This window comes from Alteromonas gracilis, from assembly GCF_036870955.2.
GTDB classification, from domain to species: domain Bacteria; phylum Pseudomonadota; class Gammaproteobacteria; order Enterobacterales; family Alteromonadaceae; genus Alteromonas; species Alteromonas gracilis_A.
Genome location: NZ_CP145482.2, coordinates 654729 through 672042, shown reverse-complemented (window position 1 = coordinate 672042; position 17314 = coordinate 654729). Strand labels below are relative to the sequence as shown.

The window sequence follows — 17314 nt, the reverse complement described above, 5'->3', positions numbered from 1 at the left end:
GGCTGCGCGCCCCTTATTTATTTTTCTCCAAACTATGAAAGTGCGAAGAAATACGCATTGTAAGCCTTCTCTTTGGTAGGCAATCCATGTCCATTCGTTGTGTTTTTTGTGGGACTGGTCGCGTATTCAGACTGTGGTATTAATACCAGTCTAGTTAACCTCAACCGCCTGTGATAATCTCATCGGCGTTAATTGTTTAAATACTATAGGAATTGTTTCCATGAAAAAGTTTGCGGTAATGTTTGTCATGGCACTGCTTTTACCACTCACGGCGTGTGCACAAGAGTCTTCATCTAAATGGAAGGAAGGCACGCACTATGCTGTTTTGGACAAAGAAGCAACGGATAAACCCGTCATTACTGAGTATTTCTCATTTTGGTGTCCACACTGCTTTCAATTCGAGCCAATCGTTGCCCAAATTAAGCAGAAGAAAAGTGAAGGCACTAAGTTCAATAAAGTGCATGTGAACTTCATGCGTTTTACAGGTCCTGACGTTCAGGATGCGGCCACTAAGGCAATGCTAATTGCCCGTGCGATGAAACAAGAAGACGCTATGAATGGCGCCATTTTTAACTATATTCACAAGCAGCGCGCGTCTATAACTGGACTTCGCGATCTTCGTAATATCTTTGTTGTGAACGGTGTTGACGGCGAAGAGTTTGATAAAATGGCGAAAAGTTTTGGCGTAAACAGCATGCTGCGCAAAAACCAACAGCAAATCGACGCATATCGCGAGCATCTAACGGGCGTTCCGAGCTTTATCATCAACGGTAAATACCAGCCTATCTTCACCGCAGACATGACGTTTGATGATATTGCTGACCTGATTGTTTGGCTATCTGAACAGAAGTAATTGTTCTTTTTTCTATTAAATGGGCGCACTCGCGCCCATTTTTATTTGGGTAACGCGAGCAAAAAACTCGCTATTCATACTCTACGTATTGAGGTTGAGACAACATGGAAAGGTTAAGTGAATTTGCAGACTTTATTGTCGAATTAGACCGTCTAAAAGCGGTGAAGCGCCAGATATTGCTGCCTGGTGATGGTTATCGACAAGAAAATTCCGCAGAACACAGCTGGCATGTAGCACTTATGGCCACCATGCTTTGCGAATACGCTATTGAAGCAATAGACGTTTCACGGGTTGTTCGCATGATCCTTATTCATGATGTAGTAGAGATAGATGCTCGGCGATATGTTCGCATTTAACGACCAACAAGATCACGATGCTCAAGCAGAAAAGGAGCTAACAGCGGCAAAGCGAATTTTTGGTCTTCTGCCAAGCCCTCAGAGCGAGGAGTTATTAAGCCTTTGGTTAGAGTTTGAAGAAGCAACGACACCTGACGCTGAATTTGCCAAAGCCATGGACCGCGTATTGCCCGTTTTTCAAAATATGAAAGACAATGGCGGTAGCTGGCGCAAACATGGTATTGCGCGAAGCAAGATAGAGAAACGCAACCTTCATCTTAAACAGTGCGCCCCTGCACTTTGGGAATATGTCATGACGCAACTGGATGTTGCGGTTGAAAATGGCTGGTTACGAAATTAACGCATATTCAAAAGGCGTGTTCACGTTTAGTAAAGACTGAGAGAGCCCTTTGGGTACGGAAATACTGTGCGCGTTCACCGCTTTAATGAGCGCGCGAAGAGATGGTGTTTTGTTTTCAAACAACAAGGCATTTAAGGCATCTTGATGACGTTTTAGGTCATACAAAAAGAAAGGGAAGCATTCCCCCTCAAAGTGAACGCTCTGCGCTAATGAAAGAGCGTGATTGACCAAATACGTCAACGAAGCAGGTTTCAGCAGCGGCATATCTACTAAGCAGAACAAGCATATGCTCAATTGCCTCTAGATGGTCGTTTTTAGCGCCATCATAGTTTAGTGAAGATATGTATTGGTTTGCAGCGTTAATAAGTGCTGCTGCTAAGCCCTTGAAACGGCATGCTATCAACAATATCACTCCCTCTACGTCCCACACTAAACGTGTGCGCAATGCCAGCTTGTTTCGTTGTACGCTTCGCGATATCCAAAAATTGCCTGTTATGTAGCAGAAGCGACGCTTTGTCTTGCCCCATACGCTGAGACTGACCACCACACAGAATGAACGCGCTAATACGATTAGCGCGCCCGTCACTGTGATAACTCGGCGTCGTGAGTATGCTCATTAAAAACGCGTGCCTATCCACATCCAGAAGCGATTTGTGTCCACCTTGATGTCTTGGGCATCGTAGTTCGCATACTTGATACCGAAGCGATACTTACCAGCAAACTTCTTGGTGTATTGCGCGTTAATTTCTGTACCTAAATCATCCACGCCAGGCGTGCTCTCGTCTGCGGAAAAGTCGTGATAGGCCAAAAGCCATTTGCCCCCAGCCAACTTACCTGTAAGTGAAAACTTCAAGTCTTGAAGCCCCTGTTGTGGCGTAGCGAGAAAGAGGTCAGAGAAACCGTTAAACTTATGTAGCGTTGCCAGCGGTGTAGCAAAACCATAAAGTCCATCATCAGAGCCCAACACCTCGTAGTCTACCTTAGCCGTGATACCTGATACCGTTGCGGCTACATACGCATTTAGATATGACGCGTCAAAATCCGTAGCACTTTCCCCTGTACCTGACTCGCTTGATTGCGTTGCAAACTCACCACCATATGCCCAGCTTACGCTATCCGTTTTAGTCTTACCGTCATAGCTAACGCCATACGTATCCAGCGCATTTTCAGTGTTATTGTCGACTTCTAATAAATAGGCATACGCTACAAACTTACCAATGTCCGACTTATAGGTCGCATGCACAATATGGTCTTTCGAGTCCAAATCAGCAGCTTCGGCAAATATACGATTGCGTTTGTACAGGTAGCTGTAAAAGAACTCGAGATCCTTGTTCACCGCATATTTAGCACTCACCGCATCAAATGTTTGTTTGTCCTGCCGCCACGCCACATGACCGACAAAACGGTGGTCATCTAACGTAATGACTTGGCGACCGACACGTGCGGTAAAGTTGTCGTTTTTATACTGGAGATAAGCTTGGTCTAACTCCGTGGTTTCAGGGTCAGCGATAACAGAATACTCACCAACATTAAAACCTGTTGGACCAACGCTGAAATCATCTTCCCCCATCACAATGCGGCTGTCTTCTACTTCAGCAGTCACGGAGAACCCGTTGACGCTTCCTGTTGAAAAGCCTATCCACGTCCTTAACGTCAGTGCACTACCGTCATTCAATGCGTTGTCTTGCTCTACCGACTCGTAACGCAGATTAATGTCTGCATACGCCGTCGAATTACTTAGCGCCTCGTGAATAGCATTGGCCGAAGCGTGAGTACCAAGCGTGGCGAGTATTGATGTTGAAAGAAGCGTTAAGCTAGCTTTTTGTAGCGTGTTCATGTGTTTTCCCTATCAATCTTGTTATTTATGCGTGCAGCATTCCACCTCAACCTAGTTGGCAAGGAAGAAAAAGCTAATTTGATGTGCGGTCTAAACGCCGCTTAACTCAGATGCAGGCCATATTAGGCGGCATCTGAGTCACTTGAATCTTTTTTGTCAGATGACACCTCGCTTGTTTGTCGCTTTGATGCGTTTTTGCTGTGGGACGATACCGTTTCCACTTTCTTTTGCTTGTCATAAAGAAAAGTGAGTACTTCGTGACGGTAGTGGTTATATTGTTTGTGGTCTGCCAATGCCAGTCTGTCTCTGGTACGCGGTAGTTCAATATCAAGAATTTCACCGATAGTCGCCGCTGGACCGTTGTTCATCATCACAATGCGATCAGAGAGCAATACAGCTTCATCGACATCGTGTGTGATCATAATTACGGTGTTACCTAAATCGGCATGAATTTCCATAAGAGAGTCTTGCAAGTGGGCACGGGTAAGCGCATCAAGCGCACCAAAAGGTTCGTCCATTAGCAGCACCTTAGGCTCCATGGCGAGAGCTCGAGCGATACCAACCCGCTGTTTCATACCGCCTGAAATTTCGCTGGGCAGCTTATCAAGCGCGTGGGTCATGTGCACAAGCTCAAGGTTGTGTAATATCCAATCGCGCATCTCACTTTTAGACTTTCCTCGCATGGTTGATTTAACCGCTAACTCAACGTTTTTGTATACGCTAAGCCAAGGAAGTAATGAGTGATTTTGAAAAACCACCGCCCTTTCTGGACCAGGGCTTCTCACTTCTGCTCCATCCAGTATTACGCCGCCAGTCGTTGCTTGATGCAGACCTGCAACAATATTCAGTACAGTAGACTTACCACACCCCGAGTGACCAATGAGGGACACAAACTCCCCTTTTGAAATTTTAAGGTTTACATCCTGTAACGCAGTAAAAGAGCCTTTCGGTGTAGGAAAATCGATGCCAACCTGTGCAAGCTCTAAATGTTTTGTAGTCATAATAAAACCCTCTTTACCGCTATGTGTTAGCGTAAAACGCTAGACTTATCCCAGCTTACTGCCCGCTGAATAGATAACATTAAGCGGTCTAGCACAAACCCAATCGCCCCAATTGTCAGCACCGCCACCATAATTCTCGCCAACGACTCTGAGCTACCATTTTGAAACTCATCCCATACGAACTTTCCGAGCCCAGGGTTTTGCGCCAGCATTTCTGCCGCAATTAACACCATCCAGCCAATACCTAGCGATAGACGTAGACTAGAGTAAAAATCATAGGAATTGATGAAGGCAGCACAATTTTGGTTAGATGCGCAAACGGAGTAAGGCGTAGAACTTTACTTACATTGATTAAATCTTTGTCGATATTAGATACACCCACCGCAGTGTTTATCAATGTTGGCCATAGGCAACACAGCGACACGGTGAATGCAGAAGTAACAAATGACTTAGAAAATGCCGGGTCGTCACTAACATAAAGCGCACTGACCACCATGGTCACAAGTGGCAACCATGCTAAAGGAGATACTGGCTTAAATAACTGTATCAGTGGATTAATTGCAGTATATGCAGATTTACTTAAACCACACACTATACCAATAGGTACCGCCACCACAGACGCGATAAAAAAACCTACCATGACAGTGTATAGGCTTGTCCAAATTTGCTCAAAAAACGTTGGGGCACCAGTAAAGTTACGCACTTTGGGCTCATATGTCGGATCTTGGGCGACACGCGCAGCATTTCGTGCCTCTTGTCGTTCGTAAAATGCATCAGCTTTTTCTCGTTGAGCAATATGCTCATCAATCAATGCGCCTGCCTGCTCCCATACTTGTGCAGGCCCTGGGAATTGCCCAAGCGACGTGTCGATACTTTTCGCTACGCCGTTCCAAACAGTAAGAAACAATAGCAACCCAATAATAGGAAGTAATAAAGCTGGGGTCGATTGATACAAGCGACCTAGGGTGCTATTCGTATTCGATGCCGACGTTGGCATTCGAAGTATTGTGGTCATTTTGCTCATCGCTTGCTCCTGACACCTTCAGTTAGCGAAATACCTACCCCTTGCTAAGCAAAGGGCCCCAAGTATTGCTCTTTACAGTACGGCCTCACCTTTTAATCCAATAGCAAATTGCTCTAGGTATTCATTCGGTTTACTGCCGTCAAACGTTACGCCATCAATAAACTCGCTCTGTGGCGGTTTGAAACCTGTTTCTGAAGAAAACTCAGGAAAGTCTGATGCTTTCGCTTTACCTTCAGCGATAAGTGCCTGTGCTGCTTGTGCGTACACTTCAGGCTTATAAACTTTCTTTGCAATTTCCTTGTACCAAGTATCTGATTTCGTTTCAGAGATTTGTCCCCAACGACGCATTTGCGTGAGATACCAAATGGCATCGCTGTAATATGGATAAGTCGCGTTGTAGCGGAAGAACACGTTAAAATCTGGCACTTCGCGCTTATCACCTTTCTCGTACTCAAATGTGCCTGTCATACTGTTAGCAAGTACGTCTTCGTCAGCACCAACATAAGTACTTTTGGCAAGGATCTTTACCGCTTCCGGACGATTAGCATTGTTGTTTTCGTCTAGCCACATAGCGGCACGAATAAGCGCTTTAACAACACGAATATGCGTATTAGGGTATTTTTCTGCCCAGCCTTGGCTTACACCAAAGACTTTTTCTGGGTTATTTTTCCAAATTTCGTAATCGGTAATTACCGGTACGCCAATGTCTTTGAACACAGCTTGCTGATTCCACGGTTCACCCACGCAGTAACCGTAAATGGTGCCTGCTTCCATAGTGGCTGGCATTTGTGGTGGTGGGGTGACTGAAAGTAATGCCTGTGCGTCAATTTGCCCAGCTGTATCGCCTTTGTGCGGAGCGTAATAACCAGGGTGAATACCCCCCGCCGCTAGCCAATAACGCAGCTCATAGTTGTGCGTTGATACAGGGAACACCATTCCCATATTAAAGGGCTTTCCGGCACTGCGGTATTCTTCAACAATAAGCTTGAGGTAATCGGCTTTGATGGGGTGCACGGGTTTGCCATTTTCCTGCGGGATGTAGGCCTTCATTTTTTCCCAAATCTCATTTGAAACGGTAATACCGTTGCCGTTGAGATCCATACTAAACGCCGTTACAACATGTGATTCTGTACCAAAACCAATAGTAGCGCCCAACGGCTGCCCTGCAAGCATATGCGCGCCGTCTAACTGTCCGTCGATGACGCGGTCCAGTAATACTTTCCAGTTAGCTTGCGCTTCAAGCGTTACATATAGCCCTTCGTCTTCGAAAAAGCCCTTTTCGTATGCAATAGCAAGTGGCGCCATGTCAGTAAGCTTAATAAAACCAAATTTAAGTTCTTCTTTCTCAGGCCAGCCAACCTGTTGACCTTGTGCTAGAGCAACAGAAGATGCACAGCCAAGCGAGACTACAAGTGCAGTGCACACCGTAATGCTAGCCTTTGAAAAGCGTTTCAATAGTGATGTTGTTAACCCAGTCATACGTGTTCCTCTTAGCCAAAAAAAAACCCACCTGCTATCGACATTTTACTGTCGTGCACGGTGGGCTTCGTTGCCAGGTTTGTAAGCTCGGAGTACTTACAAACTTTTCAAGTTGTAATTGGTAAGCAAGGAAATCCCGCTCACACCTCTTCTTTATGAAGGTTTATAAAAACCAAATAGCGTATTGTTATTATTATTCACTCATCAATTCTTCTGCGACTTGGTTGCTTCCATGGCGGGTCGCTTTGAGACTTCAGCCTTGTTGTTAGGTCAAACAATGAGTGGGGCACAATAAATGAGCCCATATGCATGTTGATTAGAGCAGACTTTATGCCAAAAATGTAAACCACTGAATTATTTAAATTTAAACGAAAAGAGCGAGTATAAGACTCGCTCTTTTTATTAGGATGCATCAAGAAATGCACCAAAACAGGTTTATTGTTCAACCATGGTGCGCGCAATTACTGCCTTACAGTTTTTGTGTGAACTGTCCTATCGCGTTAACTACTTCATTGGCGCCGACTTGAATTTCATTCATGGCTTTACCTGACTCGTTTGCATATTCCAGTGCCTCTCTCGCTTTGTCCTGCCCCGCTTCAATCAGCTGTACAGCATTCTCTGTTAGCTTTCGGTTTTCTACCACAACACTGACTATTTCTTCCGTTGTACTGCTTGTTCGCGAAGCGAGCTGGCGCACTTCATCTGCAACAACCGCAAACCCTCGTCCTTGATCGCCTGCGCGCGCGGCCTCAATCGCCGCATTTAGTGCAAGCAAGTTAGTTTGATCAGCAATTCCGCTAATACTTTTCACTAAATCAGCGACCTTTTGCGACTGTTCTTCCAACTCTTTAATTCCCGCACTGGCATCTCCCATGCGTTTGGTGAGTTCATTCATGGTTTTGACCGTTGAATCTTGTATCTTGCTACCTTTGCTAGCTTGCTCGCCGGTTTCTTTTGATATGTTAAAGGCCACATTTGCCGCCTCAGAGACGGCAACTTCTCGCTGCATTTGCTCGGTGATCACCGTGGCGAACTTGGCCACCTTATACAGCTTATTATCCTCATTGAGAATTGGGTTATAGGAGGCCTCAAGCCATACGTCATTGCCTGAACTGTCTATGCGTTTAAAACGACCAGATGCAACTTTACCGCTCGCCAAGTCATTCCAGAACTTTTTATACTCCTGAGATTTAGACTCTTCTTCAGTACAAAATATGCGATGGTGCTTGCCCACAATTTGATCTTTTTTATAACCCATGCCAGCAAGAAAATTGTCGTTGGCATTAAGAATGACGCCATCAAGGGAAAACTCAATAACTGCGGAAGAGCGATGTAGCGCCGAGATCATATCCTTTAACTCATTGCTATAAGCAATATTTTTGGTTTGCTCAGCCATGTAAAAGGCAATGTAATCCACGTTCCCTGCAGCATTATCAACAGGCTGAATAATTCCTCGTACCCAAAACTCGTGACCATTGGCGTGTTTAAAATTGATTGCACCATGCCAGTGGTCATTGCGTTTGATTGCACTTAGCATGGCCTCAAGTTCAGCTTTGTTTGAACTCTTTTTAGGTATAAATGACTCCAGTGATTTGCCTTTTATTTCATCTACGCTGTACCCACTCGATTGACTGAATAAGTCGTTAATAGCGATAACTCTGCCTTTCGTATCTAACTGAACGAAAAGCATTTCTTCTCTTAGCTCTTGTTGTACGGTTTTGTATGCAGCCAACTCTTGCTGCAATCGTTGGTTCTCAGCGACCAATTCTTTATTTTTGAAAAACATGTATTACTCCAAAGCACAATGGGCACAACATGCCCAGTACGAGTAAAGATAGCAGAGGATTTTAGGTTACACAGGGAATCTCAGGTAGGGCGGTAAAAAGCGCTGGAAGCTATTAGTGCTTTTAAGGCTGCCTGATGAAAACGCAGCGATTTCTACCAGCGGTTTTGGCATCGTATAGCGCTTTATCGGCAAGGTTAAGTACCGTGGTGGACTGCCATGTACTGTTTTCGTCAAAGTAAAATGTGGCAACGCCAATACTGACGGTTACACTGTCAGAGACGCCGCTTTTCACATGCTCTATTTCTAGGTTTTCCACCGCTTCACGAACTTCTTGTGCTTTCACTTTAGCACCGTGTTCATCAGTATTGGGCAAGATAGCGACAAATTCTTCGCCGCCATAACGTGCACAAAAGTCTGTGTTGCGCACGATGGTTTTATTAAGTGCTTTCGCCACTGTTTTTAAACAAAGGTCACCCTGTGTGTCCATAATGGTCGTTGTAGGCTTTGAAATGATCAACATCGAGCAGTAATACAGTCAACGGCCACATATGTCGCTTCGCCATTGCCATGCTTTTCTCTATTTCCAATTCAAACGCACGACGATTGGGAATATTGGTCAAGGCATCGCTTAAGGACAACCTAATAAGTTCTGACTCTTGTGATTTCACACGCTCAAAATACAGCGCAAAACTGCGCGCGAGCCTTGATATCTCATCACTACCTTCGAATGTCGCCACTTCGTCACTGGCTTTTTCGACCAAGTTAGTAAGCGCAATCAATCTAAGAATAATGCGTTTATAAATGTAGAAAATAATTCCACAGCAAATAAGCACGACAACAGTAGACAGCGCCAAAGACAGCCCAATCTGCTCTTTCACGCGACTGCTCGCTCGATTGGCGTGCTCCGACGTTGACTGAGTCACTGTGTTAGCGCGATACTCAATATTGGTGGCGACTTCTTCTGCTAAATGCGCTACAAAGTTCCCGCGCCCTCTCGAACGTCCTCGAATACGCATAACATTCGCTTGTTTATCAATCATGCCCCACTCGTCTAAAACGGCCTCTTCGAGCGAAGAAATAAGCGCCTGCCCACTGGCATCAGTATTAGACGTTGCGCGCAGCTGTGCAATGCTTTGCTCTATATTGCCCTTGAGTAAACGTAACTCATGCAGCTGCACTTGCTGATTAATTTGGGCAATTTCTAGAATAAGTGATACCAACATTTTCGAAGACTGCAAATCAATGAAGCGCTCGTCTTTGCCTTCAAATATCTTATTGAGATATTCAAACAGTGCATCGCGCTCTACGCTAACTTCGCGTTCTACTTCGATGCGTTGTCTAACCAGCGCGTTAAGCTCTTCAATTTCTTGTACAAGTACACGTAGCTGTGTCATTAAATACTTGTCGCTATGCTCATCGTGTAGTGTAGGGGCGCGTAACCTTCCTAGCGTGCTGTCTAAATCTGATTTAATGATACGTCGTGAAGATTGGTGTTCAGCTGACGTCAAACGGGCAGTTAACGAAATAAGATGCTGTACTTCTCGTGTTATCGCTGTGGCCTGGCTTAACGTAGGAATAGAGTCCTTTGTGACATCAACTAAGACACGTTTTACTTCATCCAGTCGTAAAATAGACAAGGTCAATATCAGTAAGAACAGTCCCATGACAGTGCATTGCGCAATAATGAAAATATGTAGTGTTTTTTTCTTATTTTCCATACTGCTAACGTCCCTTAGCAGTATCAACAATGCGCTGCGTCATAGGTGGTGATATATCATATTCGTTGGCAATGCGCTGAACTACTAAATCGGCAATTTGAGGGGGACGTGCACTTTGAGCATTAAGCCTCGCCGCTTCTTTAAGAGCAAAATAGCCATCGCCACCATTGGCCAGAAAGTCGCTAGTCGCAAGAGAATACATTTTTTCATATCGTAGGGGTTTTCCAGCCACCTTAACTGCGCCTACACGAGAGAATGGCTTTGCCGTGCTGTCGAAGGTATAGGACATGCCTGAAACATGTGGAAACCCGCCCTTAATATCCTGAAACTGTGATAACCCTTGTTCGAGTGCAAGAAGCAACTGCTCATAGGTAAGTTTAAGCGTTACAACATTGGCGCGAAATGGCATCTCCGTCACAATATCTTGCCGCGTTATCGACATTCCTACTTCATAATTCTTGTTGCCTCTAATGCTGCCGCCATTAAGCAGCACAACATCGGTCTTTGCATAGTCCTTAACCGTGTCAACGACAAAATTAGCGAACGCATTCTCGGCTGTGCGTACCTCAGTGCGATTAGTAGAATGTTCAACTCGCCACTCGCCTATTTGGATATTAAGCAATCGCTTTAATCTAGATTCGTAACCATAAACTTGTTCTTTAAGCTGCGGGTCCGGCACGAGTGTACTTAGGTCAACATCGCGCGTATTGGAAACCATCCAAGCTTTATTTTTATCTTGCACAACATGTGCTACAACCGCATAGCCCACACCCGACATTTTTAAATTGCGTGGGTTTTGAGACTCTTCCTCGAGCAGCTTCTCGGTAACACGGCTATCAGAGATGAATGCCAAATCGACCACATTCTTTGACAGGAGTGTATCGATAAATCTAAAAGGATAAGAGTAATGCAATAAGACAATATCGGCGCCGCGCTGCCTTAACGCGTTGGCTTTTTCAATGATTGCTTTTTGGGGTGGCTCAATGGAGAGATCTGAAAGTTGGTACTCATTGATCACGCGATCATGAAGGATTGATATCACGCCAAGAGAAACACCGCTTTGCTCAATGATGACAGATGTATGTATGCCATCAGGTGCCCGCCCCTGTTTTACACTAATCACGTTACTTGTGACTAAGGGAAATGCCGCTTCGTAAGACCGAAGCGACAGTTCGTCTTCATAGAAGCTAAACTCCCGCTTGGTAACACCCATTACATCAGGCTCGATAGAATTAAGGATATCGACGATATGCGAGCCCCTATCGAACGAGGATAAAGCACTTGGGCCAATTGAGCCGCCACCGAAAACGAAAAACATAGGGGATGATTGTTCGCGATATTGCGTAACTAAAGTACGAAGCTGAGGGTAGTTTCCAGAACGCTCATCGCTGATGTTGGGCATGTCCGCTGCAAGCACAAAAGTCACACCTGATGAAGCCTCCTCAGCACAAAGGGCTGACGAAAATAACGCAATGAAGAATATTGCTAACCTCACATGCATGACATCACTTACGAACTACGGTCTCTAGCTGTTATTAACAGTTATCCCTGTAGATAAGTCAAGGCGATGTCAGTGAAAGAAGACTATAGTCTAATCAACACCAAGGGTTTTGTGTTAACAAGAAAAAGGCAGGCTGCTCTTCGCTCGCGCTTCCCATAGCTGGCCTGCTTTGGCTAACGCCTCAGAAGGAGATAGTTTTTCCAATAACACCAAATAGCTTGTCAGTGAGCTAATGATAGCCTGCTTACCATAAACATGATTGCGTATGCCTTGCCATACTTCTAGCATATCATTCACGTCCATTCGAGTGTCTTTCAGCGCCCATTTTTCCGTAATAACAAGCAGTCTTATCTCTTGCGTTTCGCCGTTGCGGGTTACAAAAAGCTCTGTTTCTCTTTCGCCATTGACTTCTGGATCTCCGCCGTCCCCTCGAAAACACAATGCATCTATATGAGGGTAATTTTCATTAACACGGCAGTGCTTGTGGTCGAGGTGCATGTGATACACGCCTTGAACACAGTATTTCGCTGCGGTTGGGTTTAGCAAACGGGCAAGTGTGTTGGCACACGAACGCAAGCCAAATACTTCTCGCAATTTTATGATCGTATCTAAAGCGGGCAATAAATACGATAAATCTAGATACGTAACACCTATGGCATCAAGTTGATGTTTAGCGTCTGAAATGCTTTTTGCCTCAGCAAGCCCGAGTATGGGTAACGCCTTACTGGCGTACAATCGTCCAGAACCAGGCTCATGAGCGCCGTGCAACATGATACGATGGCCCTCTGCAGCCAGCACGGCTACCGCCAATAAATACCACGGAAGCTGACGTCGCTTTCCAGCATAACAGCCTATATCAAGGGTAGGACTCAGTGTGTGAACGTCACCTTCGATAAGTTCGCGACACGCATCAACGAACCCGATGACCTCTTCAGGGGTTTCTTCGCGAGTACGCAATAACATCAAAAATACCCCTCGCTGATCCCCGGTCACTTCACCAGCAAGTACCATCTTCATGGCGTTGTACGCTTCATCGCGGGTTAAACTTCTTCCGCCTTTTTGTCCTTTGCCAATGATTTTGATGTATTCGCTGAAGGCTTGCTGCATATTTTTGATAATGATGTTAGTAATGTTGAAAGTGCCGTGCATCAAGCAGACACTGATTAACGTATTGTCGAGACTCTACCACCTTTCCAAAAACAAGTAACGTAGGGCCTGTTAAATTAGCGTCTCGCACACGAGTGCCAATAGATGATAGCGTGCCTGTGATGACACGCTGGCTTGATGTCGTCGCGTTTTCAACTGCTGCCACAGGCCAATCACCGGGTACGTCATAGCGCATCAAGCCTTCAGCGAGGCCATCTAGTCGGCTTAACCCCATGTATACCACCACGGTTTGCTTAAGCACATTTTGCGCAAGCGGCTTCATTTCAGGCCATTGTGAAGCATCTTGAAAGTGCGCGGTAATAAACGATACAGATTGAGCACAGCGCCTATCTGTTAGTGGAATACCCGTATACGCTGACATGCCAGATGCCGCCGTAATGCCAGGCACTATCGCATAGGCAATTTCAGCGTGATCAAGCGCTGCAGTTTCTTCGCAGGTACGGGCAAATAGCGCTGGATCTCCTCCCTTCAATCTGACGACATTTTTACCCTCTAATGCCAACGTAACTACCCTTTCACAAATAGCTTGCTGTGTGAAACTGTGTTTTTTGCAACGTTTACCCACGTATTCTTTTTGCACATGTTGCGGGATAATCGCTAAAACATCCTCACTTACCAGCGCATCAAAAAGCACAATATCGGCTTGCTGCAACAAACGCAGCGCCTTTAATGTAAGCAGCTCTGCATCACCTGGCCCGGCTCCAACAATAAACACTTGTCCCACACTTCCTTTGGCGCTTTCAACATGGCTTGTGTCGCCAAGCCTCGTCAATGTGTGATCATTAGACCCATACTCATCATTTGAGCTGCGTCGATAGACAGGGAGCGCCGCTGCCCCAACACCTTGAAATAGGCTAAATTTAAGCATACTAGGCTCAAATGTACGCTTATTTAAAAAGAGTACGTGGTTGAAAAACGGTTTAATGAGTGTTGATAACCAAGACATACTTGAAAGCTCCAAAAAATGACAAGGTTAATAAGACACGCTTATTAACCCCACGACAAAAAGGGGTTATTGAGACTGTGTGGCAATAACCAAATTGCGCGATATAAGTTGAGACAATGCAGGTTTACACGAGCCACAGTTTGTTCCACATTTAAGTGCTTCTCCTAGGGCTGATACGGTTACAGCCCCCTGATGCACGGCGTCAACAATGCTTTTTTCTCTTACTGCAAAACAGCTACACACGAGTTCGCCTTGCATAAATCGTTCATCAACGTGCCCTCGCAACAACTGCTGTTGCGTTTGCAACTCTATGGCATCGCCCAAAATTTGATTTGCCAATGCAGTCAGCCCTTCGCCATTGAGCACACTCGTTGACGCATTAATAATGTCGGTAACGTTATCTTCCAGTACCGCAATAAAGCATACTGCGCTGTTATTGGTGGCGATACACACCGTGTGCGTTTTATGATGACAGTGAATGATCTGTGAGGTTTTGGGCAACGCATCTAGAAAGCTAGCGAGCATCTCGCGACGAGATACATCACACGCAATATCATAGGCCGTCCCTGATGCGCATTTATCTGTTTCTAATGGCGTTTTGCGCCAATAGTGGCCAGCCGCTTGTAGCGCTTGTTCATCAATACTGTTGTCAAAAAATACGTGTCCAATGACATCAAATGGCGCAGGCTTTATCATCGCAGCCGCATGCTTTAGCTCTGGCTGCCCTGAAATAGGGTCTACCGCACTGGCGTACAATGCCCCTAAATGGCAATGCGATCCCCACTGCGCCGACCAATGAATAGGAATAAAAACTTCGCCTCTTCGTATACTGTCATCCATTTTTACCGGATAAATAACAGGTTTCGCGGTCAGTGCATCTTGTGGCGTTTTTGCGCTTCCTTTGGCCATAGCCGGACTTTCCAGTGATACTAACTGCCCGTGTTTCAGAGAATATTTTGTGGCGTCATCAGGGTGAACATGAACGTTAGCGTGCTTCATGTGCGCGTGTAGATTTGCTGCTTTACCCGTACGGGTCATAGTGTGCCAGTGATCGCGAGCGCGCCCACTGTTTACAATAAAGGGAAATGCGTCGCTGGTTTGCTGCAATGGCGCGCGATACTGCACAGCAATGAGCTTTGCTTTGCCTGAAGATGTAGAGAAAACTTTATCCGCAAATGGGCGTCGGGCGTGCAAATTTACGATTGGTTCACCATCATGGTTCGTGTCTCGCTTTTCAAACGGCCACTGTATTGGCGAGAGGTTGTTATATTGGCTCTCGCTCAAGCCGTGCAATGGCGATAAATCTAACTGACGCTTTCCATTGTTGCGAAACCCGGTAAGCCCCGCGTATTCGCTAAATATTTGTGAAGGATGAGTGTAGTCAAATGCTTCTGCAAAACCCATTCTCCTTGCAACATCGCACATAATTTGCCAATCGTGCTTTGCTTCACCTGGGGCAGGCAAAATGCCTCGCTGCCTTGAAATACGTCGTTCAGAGTTAGTAACTGTGCCGTCTTTCTCTGACCACCCCGTGGCGGGTAAGGCAACATGAGCAAACTGAAGCGTGTCATTGGCGTTAACAATGTCAGAAACTACAACCATCTCGCACTGGGTTAACGCGCGCTCAACTTGGCGTCGGTTTGGCATACTGACAACAGGGTTGGTGCCCATGATCCAAACAAATTTAACCTTTCCTTGCTCAATGTCATTAAATAGGTCTACCGCTTTTAGTCCCTGCTTTTGTGGCATAACCGGGGCATTCCAGTAGGTTTTAATCGCATCTACATGCTCCGGATTCTCAATATCGCAATGCACGGCCAACATGTTGGCGAGGCCGCCAACTTCGCGCCCGCCCATTGCGTTAGGCTGCCCAGTTATCGAAAAGGGGCCACATCCAGTTTTACTGATCAAGTCAAACGCCAAATGACAATTGATGATTGACTGGGCCTTATCGACACCACTGGACGACTGATTGATCCCCATGGAATAAAATGTCACGACACGTTTTTGCGTTGAAAAAAGTGCATAAAAAGCAGATAGAAGAGAAACATCAACATCGCAAAGCCGTGCAGTGTTTTCAATAGAGCGGACATTAACGCTTAGCAAAACGTCGTCGAGACCCTCTGCAAATGCATTTACCGCATTATGATCAATGCGCCCTGTACTCTCTCCATAGGCAAGAAGACCATTAAACAGTGCGACATCACTTCCCGGCGCTATCGCTAAATGTATATCAGCAATAGTACAGGTCTCGGTTTGCCTTGGGTCTATGACGACCACTTTCATATCGGGGTTTTGGCGTTTAGCTCGCTCAATTCTTTGAAAAAGAACGGGATGTGCCCAAGCAGCGTTACTGCCTGTAATCACAATCAGGTCGGTGTTTTCTAAGTCTGAATAATCGCAAGGAACGACATCTTCACCAAATGCGCGCTTATATGCAGCCACCGCTGATGACATACATAGACGTGAATTGGTATCGATATTGGCGCTGCCGATAAAGCCTTTCATCAGCTTATTGGCAACATAGTAATCTTCCGTTAGAAGCTGACCTGAGACATAAAAAGCAACGGCATCCGCGCCATACTGCGTAATAGTAGATGTGATTTTATCTGCAATAACGCCTGTGGCCGTGTCCCAATCCACAGACTTTCCTGCTACGGTTGGGTGAAGCAAGCGACCTGATAAGTCGTTTGTTTCTAGCAGGTTTGTTCCTTTTACACACAATCTACCATAATTGGCGGGATGCTCGGGCGTACCAATAACGTTGTCCAGGGTAATGGTACGCTTACTCACGTTGCAACTGATATCTACACCACAACCCACGCCACAATAAGGGCACGTGGTTTGTTTAAGCTGCTCGCTCACAGCATCATGTTGTTGTGTAGCCATATTCATGTTCTTACCTTAGATTGTTGCGCTAATGGGCAATGTAGACGTTGCCGTCTTCAACTTTTACCTTAAATGCTCGCACCGACACGTCGTCTCGCTCTTTACATAGCCCTGTCTCTAGGAAGTAATGCTCTTTATATAAAGGTGATGCCACTACTGGCGCACCACCAATAGATCCCAACAACCCGCGATACAGCACATTGGCATTGCCAATAGGATCAAAGTTGCTGATAGCGTAAACCTGAGATTCACCGTTCATTTTGATATGAAAGATAGCGACCTGTTCGTTCTCTATTAGCGCGCAAACGCCGCTATTGGTAACTAAATCATAGGTAGTGCACGCGCAGTGCCATACTGTTTCTTCAGTGGGCATTGCAGAGAAATCGTGTGCTGCCGTCATTAGTGTGCTCCTTTTGT

Annotated in this window: 12 protein-coding genes and 3 pseudogenes; 2 read left to right on the top strand and 13 right to left on the bottom strand. The window is 45.6% G+C overall.

The annotated features are described in order from the left end of the window. Positions 1-220: 220 nt before the first annotated feature. Together V6N89_RS03290 and V6N89_RS03285 are read left to right on the top strand one after the other, a co-directional pair. Positions 221-853 (top strand): thiol:disulfide interchange protein DsbA/DsbL, encoded by a 633-nt coding sequence (locus V6N89_RS03290; RefSeq protein WP_338516333.1) that lies wholly within the window; start codon positions 221-223, stop codon positions 851-853. Positions 854-957: 104 nt separating this feature from the next. Further along, a pseudogene (locus V6N89_RS03285) lies at positions 958-1549 on the top strand (HD domain-containing protein). Here V6N89_RS03285 and V6N89_RS03280 read toward each other — a convergent pair. The 13 genes and pseudogenes from V6N89_RS03280 to nirD form a co-directional block, all read right to left on the bottom strand. Continuing rightward, on the bottom strand, positions 1538-1831 hold the full coding sequence (locus V6N89_RS03280; RefSeq protein WP_346993394.1) for a hypothetical protein: 294 nt from the start codon (positions 1829-1831) through the stop codon (positions 1538-1540). The pseudogene V6N89_RS03285 and the gene V6N89_RS03280 overlap by 12 nt on opposite strands. Positions 1832-1908: 77 nt before the next feature. Continuing rightward, positions 1909-2166 (bottom strand): molybdenum cofactor guanylyltransferase, encoded by a 258-nt coding sequence (gene mobA, locus V6N89_RS03275; protein WP_346993393.1) that lies wholly within the window; start codon positions 2164-2166, stop codon positions 1909-1911. After that, positions 2166-3386 (bottom strand): alginate export family protein, encoded by a 1221-nt coding sequence (locus V6N89_RS03270; protein ID WP_338516329.1) that lies wholly within the window; start codon positions 3384-3386, stop codon positions 2166-2168. The genes mobA and V6N89_RS03270 overlap by 1 nt, the downstream gene beginning before the upstream one ends. A 122-nt stretch (positions 3387-3508) precedes the next feature. Next, positions 3509-4387 (bottom strand): ABC transporter ATP-binding protein, encoded by an 879-nt coding sequence (locus V6N89_RS03265; protein ID WP_338516328.1) that lies wholly within the window; start codon positions 4385-4387, stop codon positions 3509-3511. Positions 4388-4413: 26 nt separating this feature from the next. Then, positions 4414-5411, bottom strand: a pseudogene (locus tag V6N89_RS03260) (ABC transporter permease). A gap of 72 nt (positions 5412-5483) precedes the next feature. Further along, entirely contained in the window at positions 5484-6890 is a 1407-nt protein-coding gene (locus V6N89_RS03255; RefSeq protein ID WP_346993392.1) for a CmpA/NrtA family ABC transporter substrate-binding protein, read from the bottom strand. Positions 6891-7359: 469 nt separating this feature from the next. Then, positions 7360-8676 (bottom strand): methyl-accepting chemotaxis protein, encoded by a 1317-nt coding sequence (locus V6N89_RS03250; RefSeq protein ID WP_346993391.1) that lies wholly within the window; start codon positions 8674-8676, stop codon positions 7360-7362. A gap of 121 nt (positions 8677-8797) precedes the next feature. Further along, positions 8798-9692: pseudogene (locus V6N89_RS03245) on the bottom strand (GGDEF domain-containing protein). Between the two features lie 706 nt (positions 9693-10398). Then, positions 10399-11895 carry a bifunctional metallophosphatase/5'-nucleotidase gene (locus V6N89_RS03240; RefSeq protein ID WP_346993390.1) on the bottom strand — a complete coding sequence of 499 codons (1497 nt, stop codon included), beginning with the start codon at positions 11893-11895 and terminating at the stop codon, positions 10399-10401. A 114-nt stretch (positions 11896-12009) separates the two neighbouring features. Next, on the bottom strand, positions 12010-13002 hold the full coding sequence (locus V6N89_RS03235; protein WP_346993776.1) for a glycosyl transferase family protein: 993 nt from the start codon (positions 13000-13002) through the stop codon (positions 12010-12012). 16 nt (positions 13003-13018) lie between these two features. After that, positions 13019-14008, bottom strand: coding sequence for a uroporphyrinogen-III C-methyltransferase (gene cobA, locus V6N89_RS03230; RefSeq protein WP_338516319.1), 990 nt, complete (start codon positions 14006-14008; stop codon positions 13019-13021). A 66-nt stretch (positions 14009-14074) separates the two neighbouring features. Next, positions 14075-16903, bottom strand: coding sequence for a nitrate reductase (locus V6N89_RS03225; protein WP_338516318.1), 2829 nt, complete (start codon positions 16901-16903; stop codon positions 14075-14077). Positions 16904-16925: 22 nt separating this feature from the next. Beyond that, positions 16926-17297, bottom strand: coding sequence for a nitrite reductase small subunit NirD (gene nirD, locus V6N89_RS03220; RefSeq protein ID WP_346993389.1), 372 nt, complete (start codon positions 17295-17297; stop codon positions 16926-16928). Positions 17298-17314 lie beyond the last annotated feature (17 nt).

Bases quoted from the DNA above. Each gene is read 5' to 3' on its own strand.
- V6N89_RS03235 (WP_346993776.1), bottom strand. From the start codon at position 13,002: ATGCAGCAAGCCTTCAGCGAATACATCAAAATCATTGGCAAAGGACAA.
- V6N89_RS03270 (WP_338516329.1), bottom strand. From the start codon at position 3,386: ATGAACACGCTACAAAAAGCTAGCTTAACGCTTCTTTCAACATCAATA.
- cobA (WP_338516319.1), bottom strand. From the start codon at position 14,008: ATGTCTTGGTTATCAACACTCATTAAACCGTTTTTCAACCACGTACTC.
- mobA (WP_346993393.1), bottom strand. From the start codon at position 2,166: ATGAGCATACTCACGACGCCGAGTTATCACAGTGACGGGCGCGCTAAT.
- V6N89_RS03255 (WP_346993392.1), bottom strand. From the start codon at position 6,890: ATGACTGGGTTAACAACATCACTATTGAAACGCTTTTCAAAGGCTAGC.
- V6N89_RS03250 (WP_346993391.1), bottom strand. From the start codon at position 8,676: ATGTTTTTCAAAAATAAAGAATTGGTCGCTGAGAACCAACGATTGCAG.
- nirD (WP_346993389.1), bottom strand. From the start codon at position 17,297: ATGACGGCAGCACACGATTTCTCTGCAATGCCCACTGAAGAAACAGTA.
- V6N89_RS03265 (WP_338516328.1), bottom strand. From the start codon at position 4,387: ATGACTACAAAACATTTAGAGCTTGCACAGGTTGGCATCGATTTTCCT.
- V6N89_RS03225 (WP_338516318.1), bottom strand. From the start codon at position 16,903: ATGAATATGGCTACACAACAACATGATGCTGTGAGCGAGCAGCTTAAA.
- V6N89_RS03240 (WP_346993390.1), bottom strand. From the start codon at position 11,895: ATGCATGTGAGGTTAGCAATATTCTTCATTGCGTTATTTTCGTCAGCC.
- V6N89_RS03290 (WP_338516333.1), top strand. From the start codon at position 221: ATGAAAAAGTTTGCGGTAATGTTTGTCATGGCACTGCTTTTACCACTC.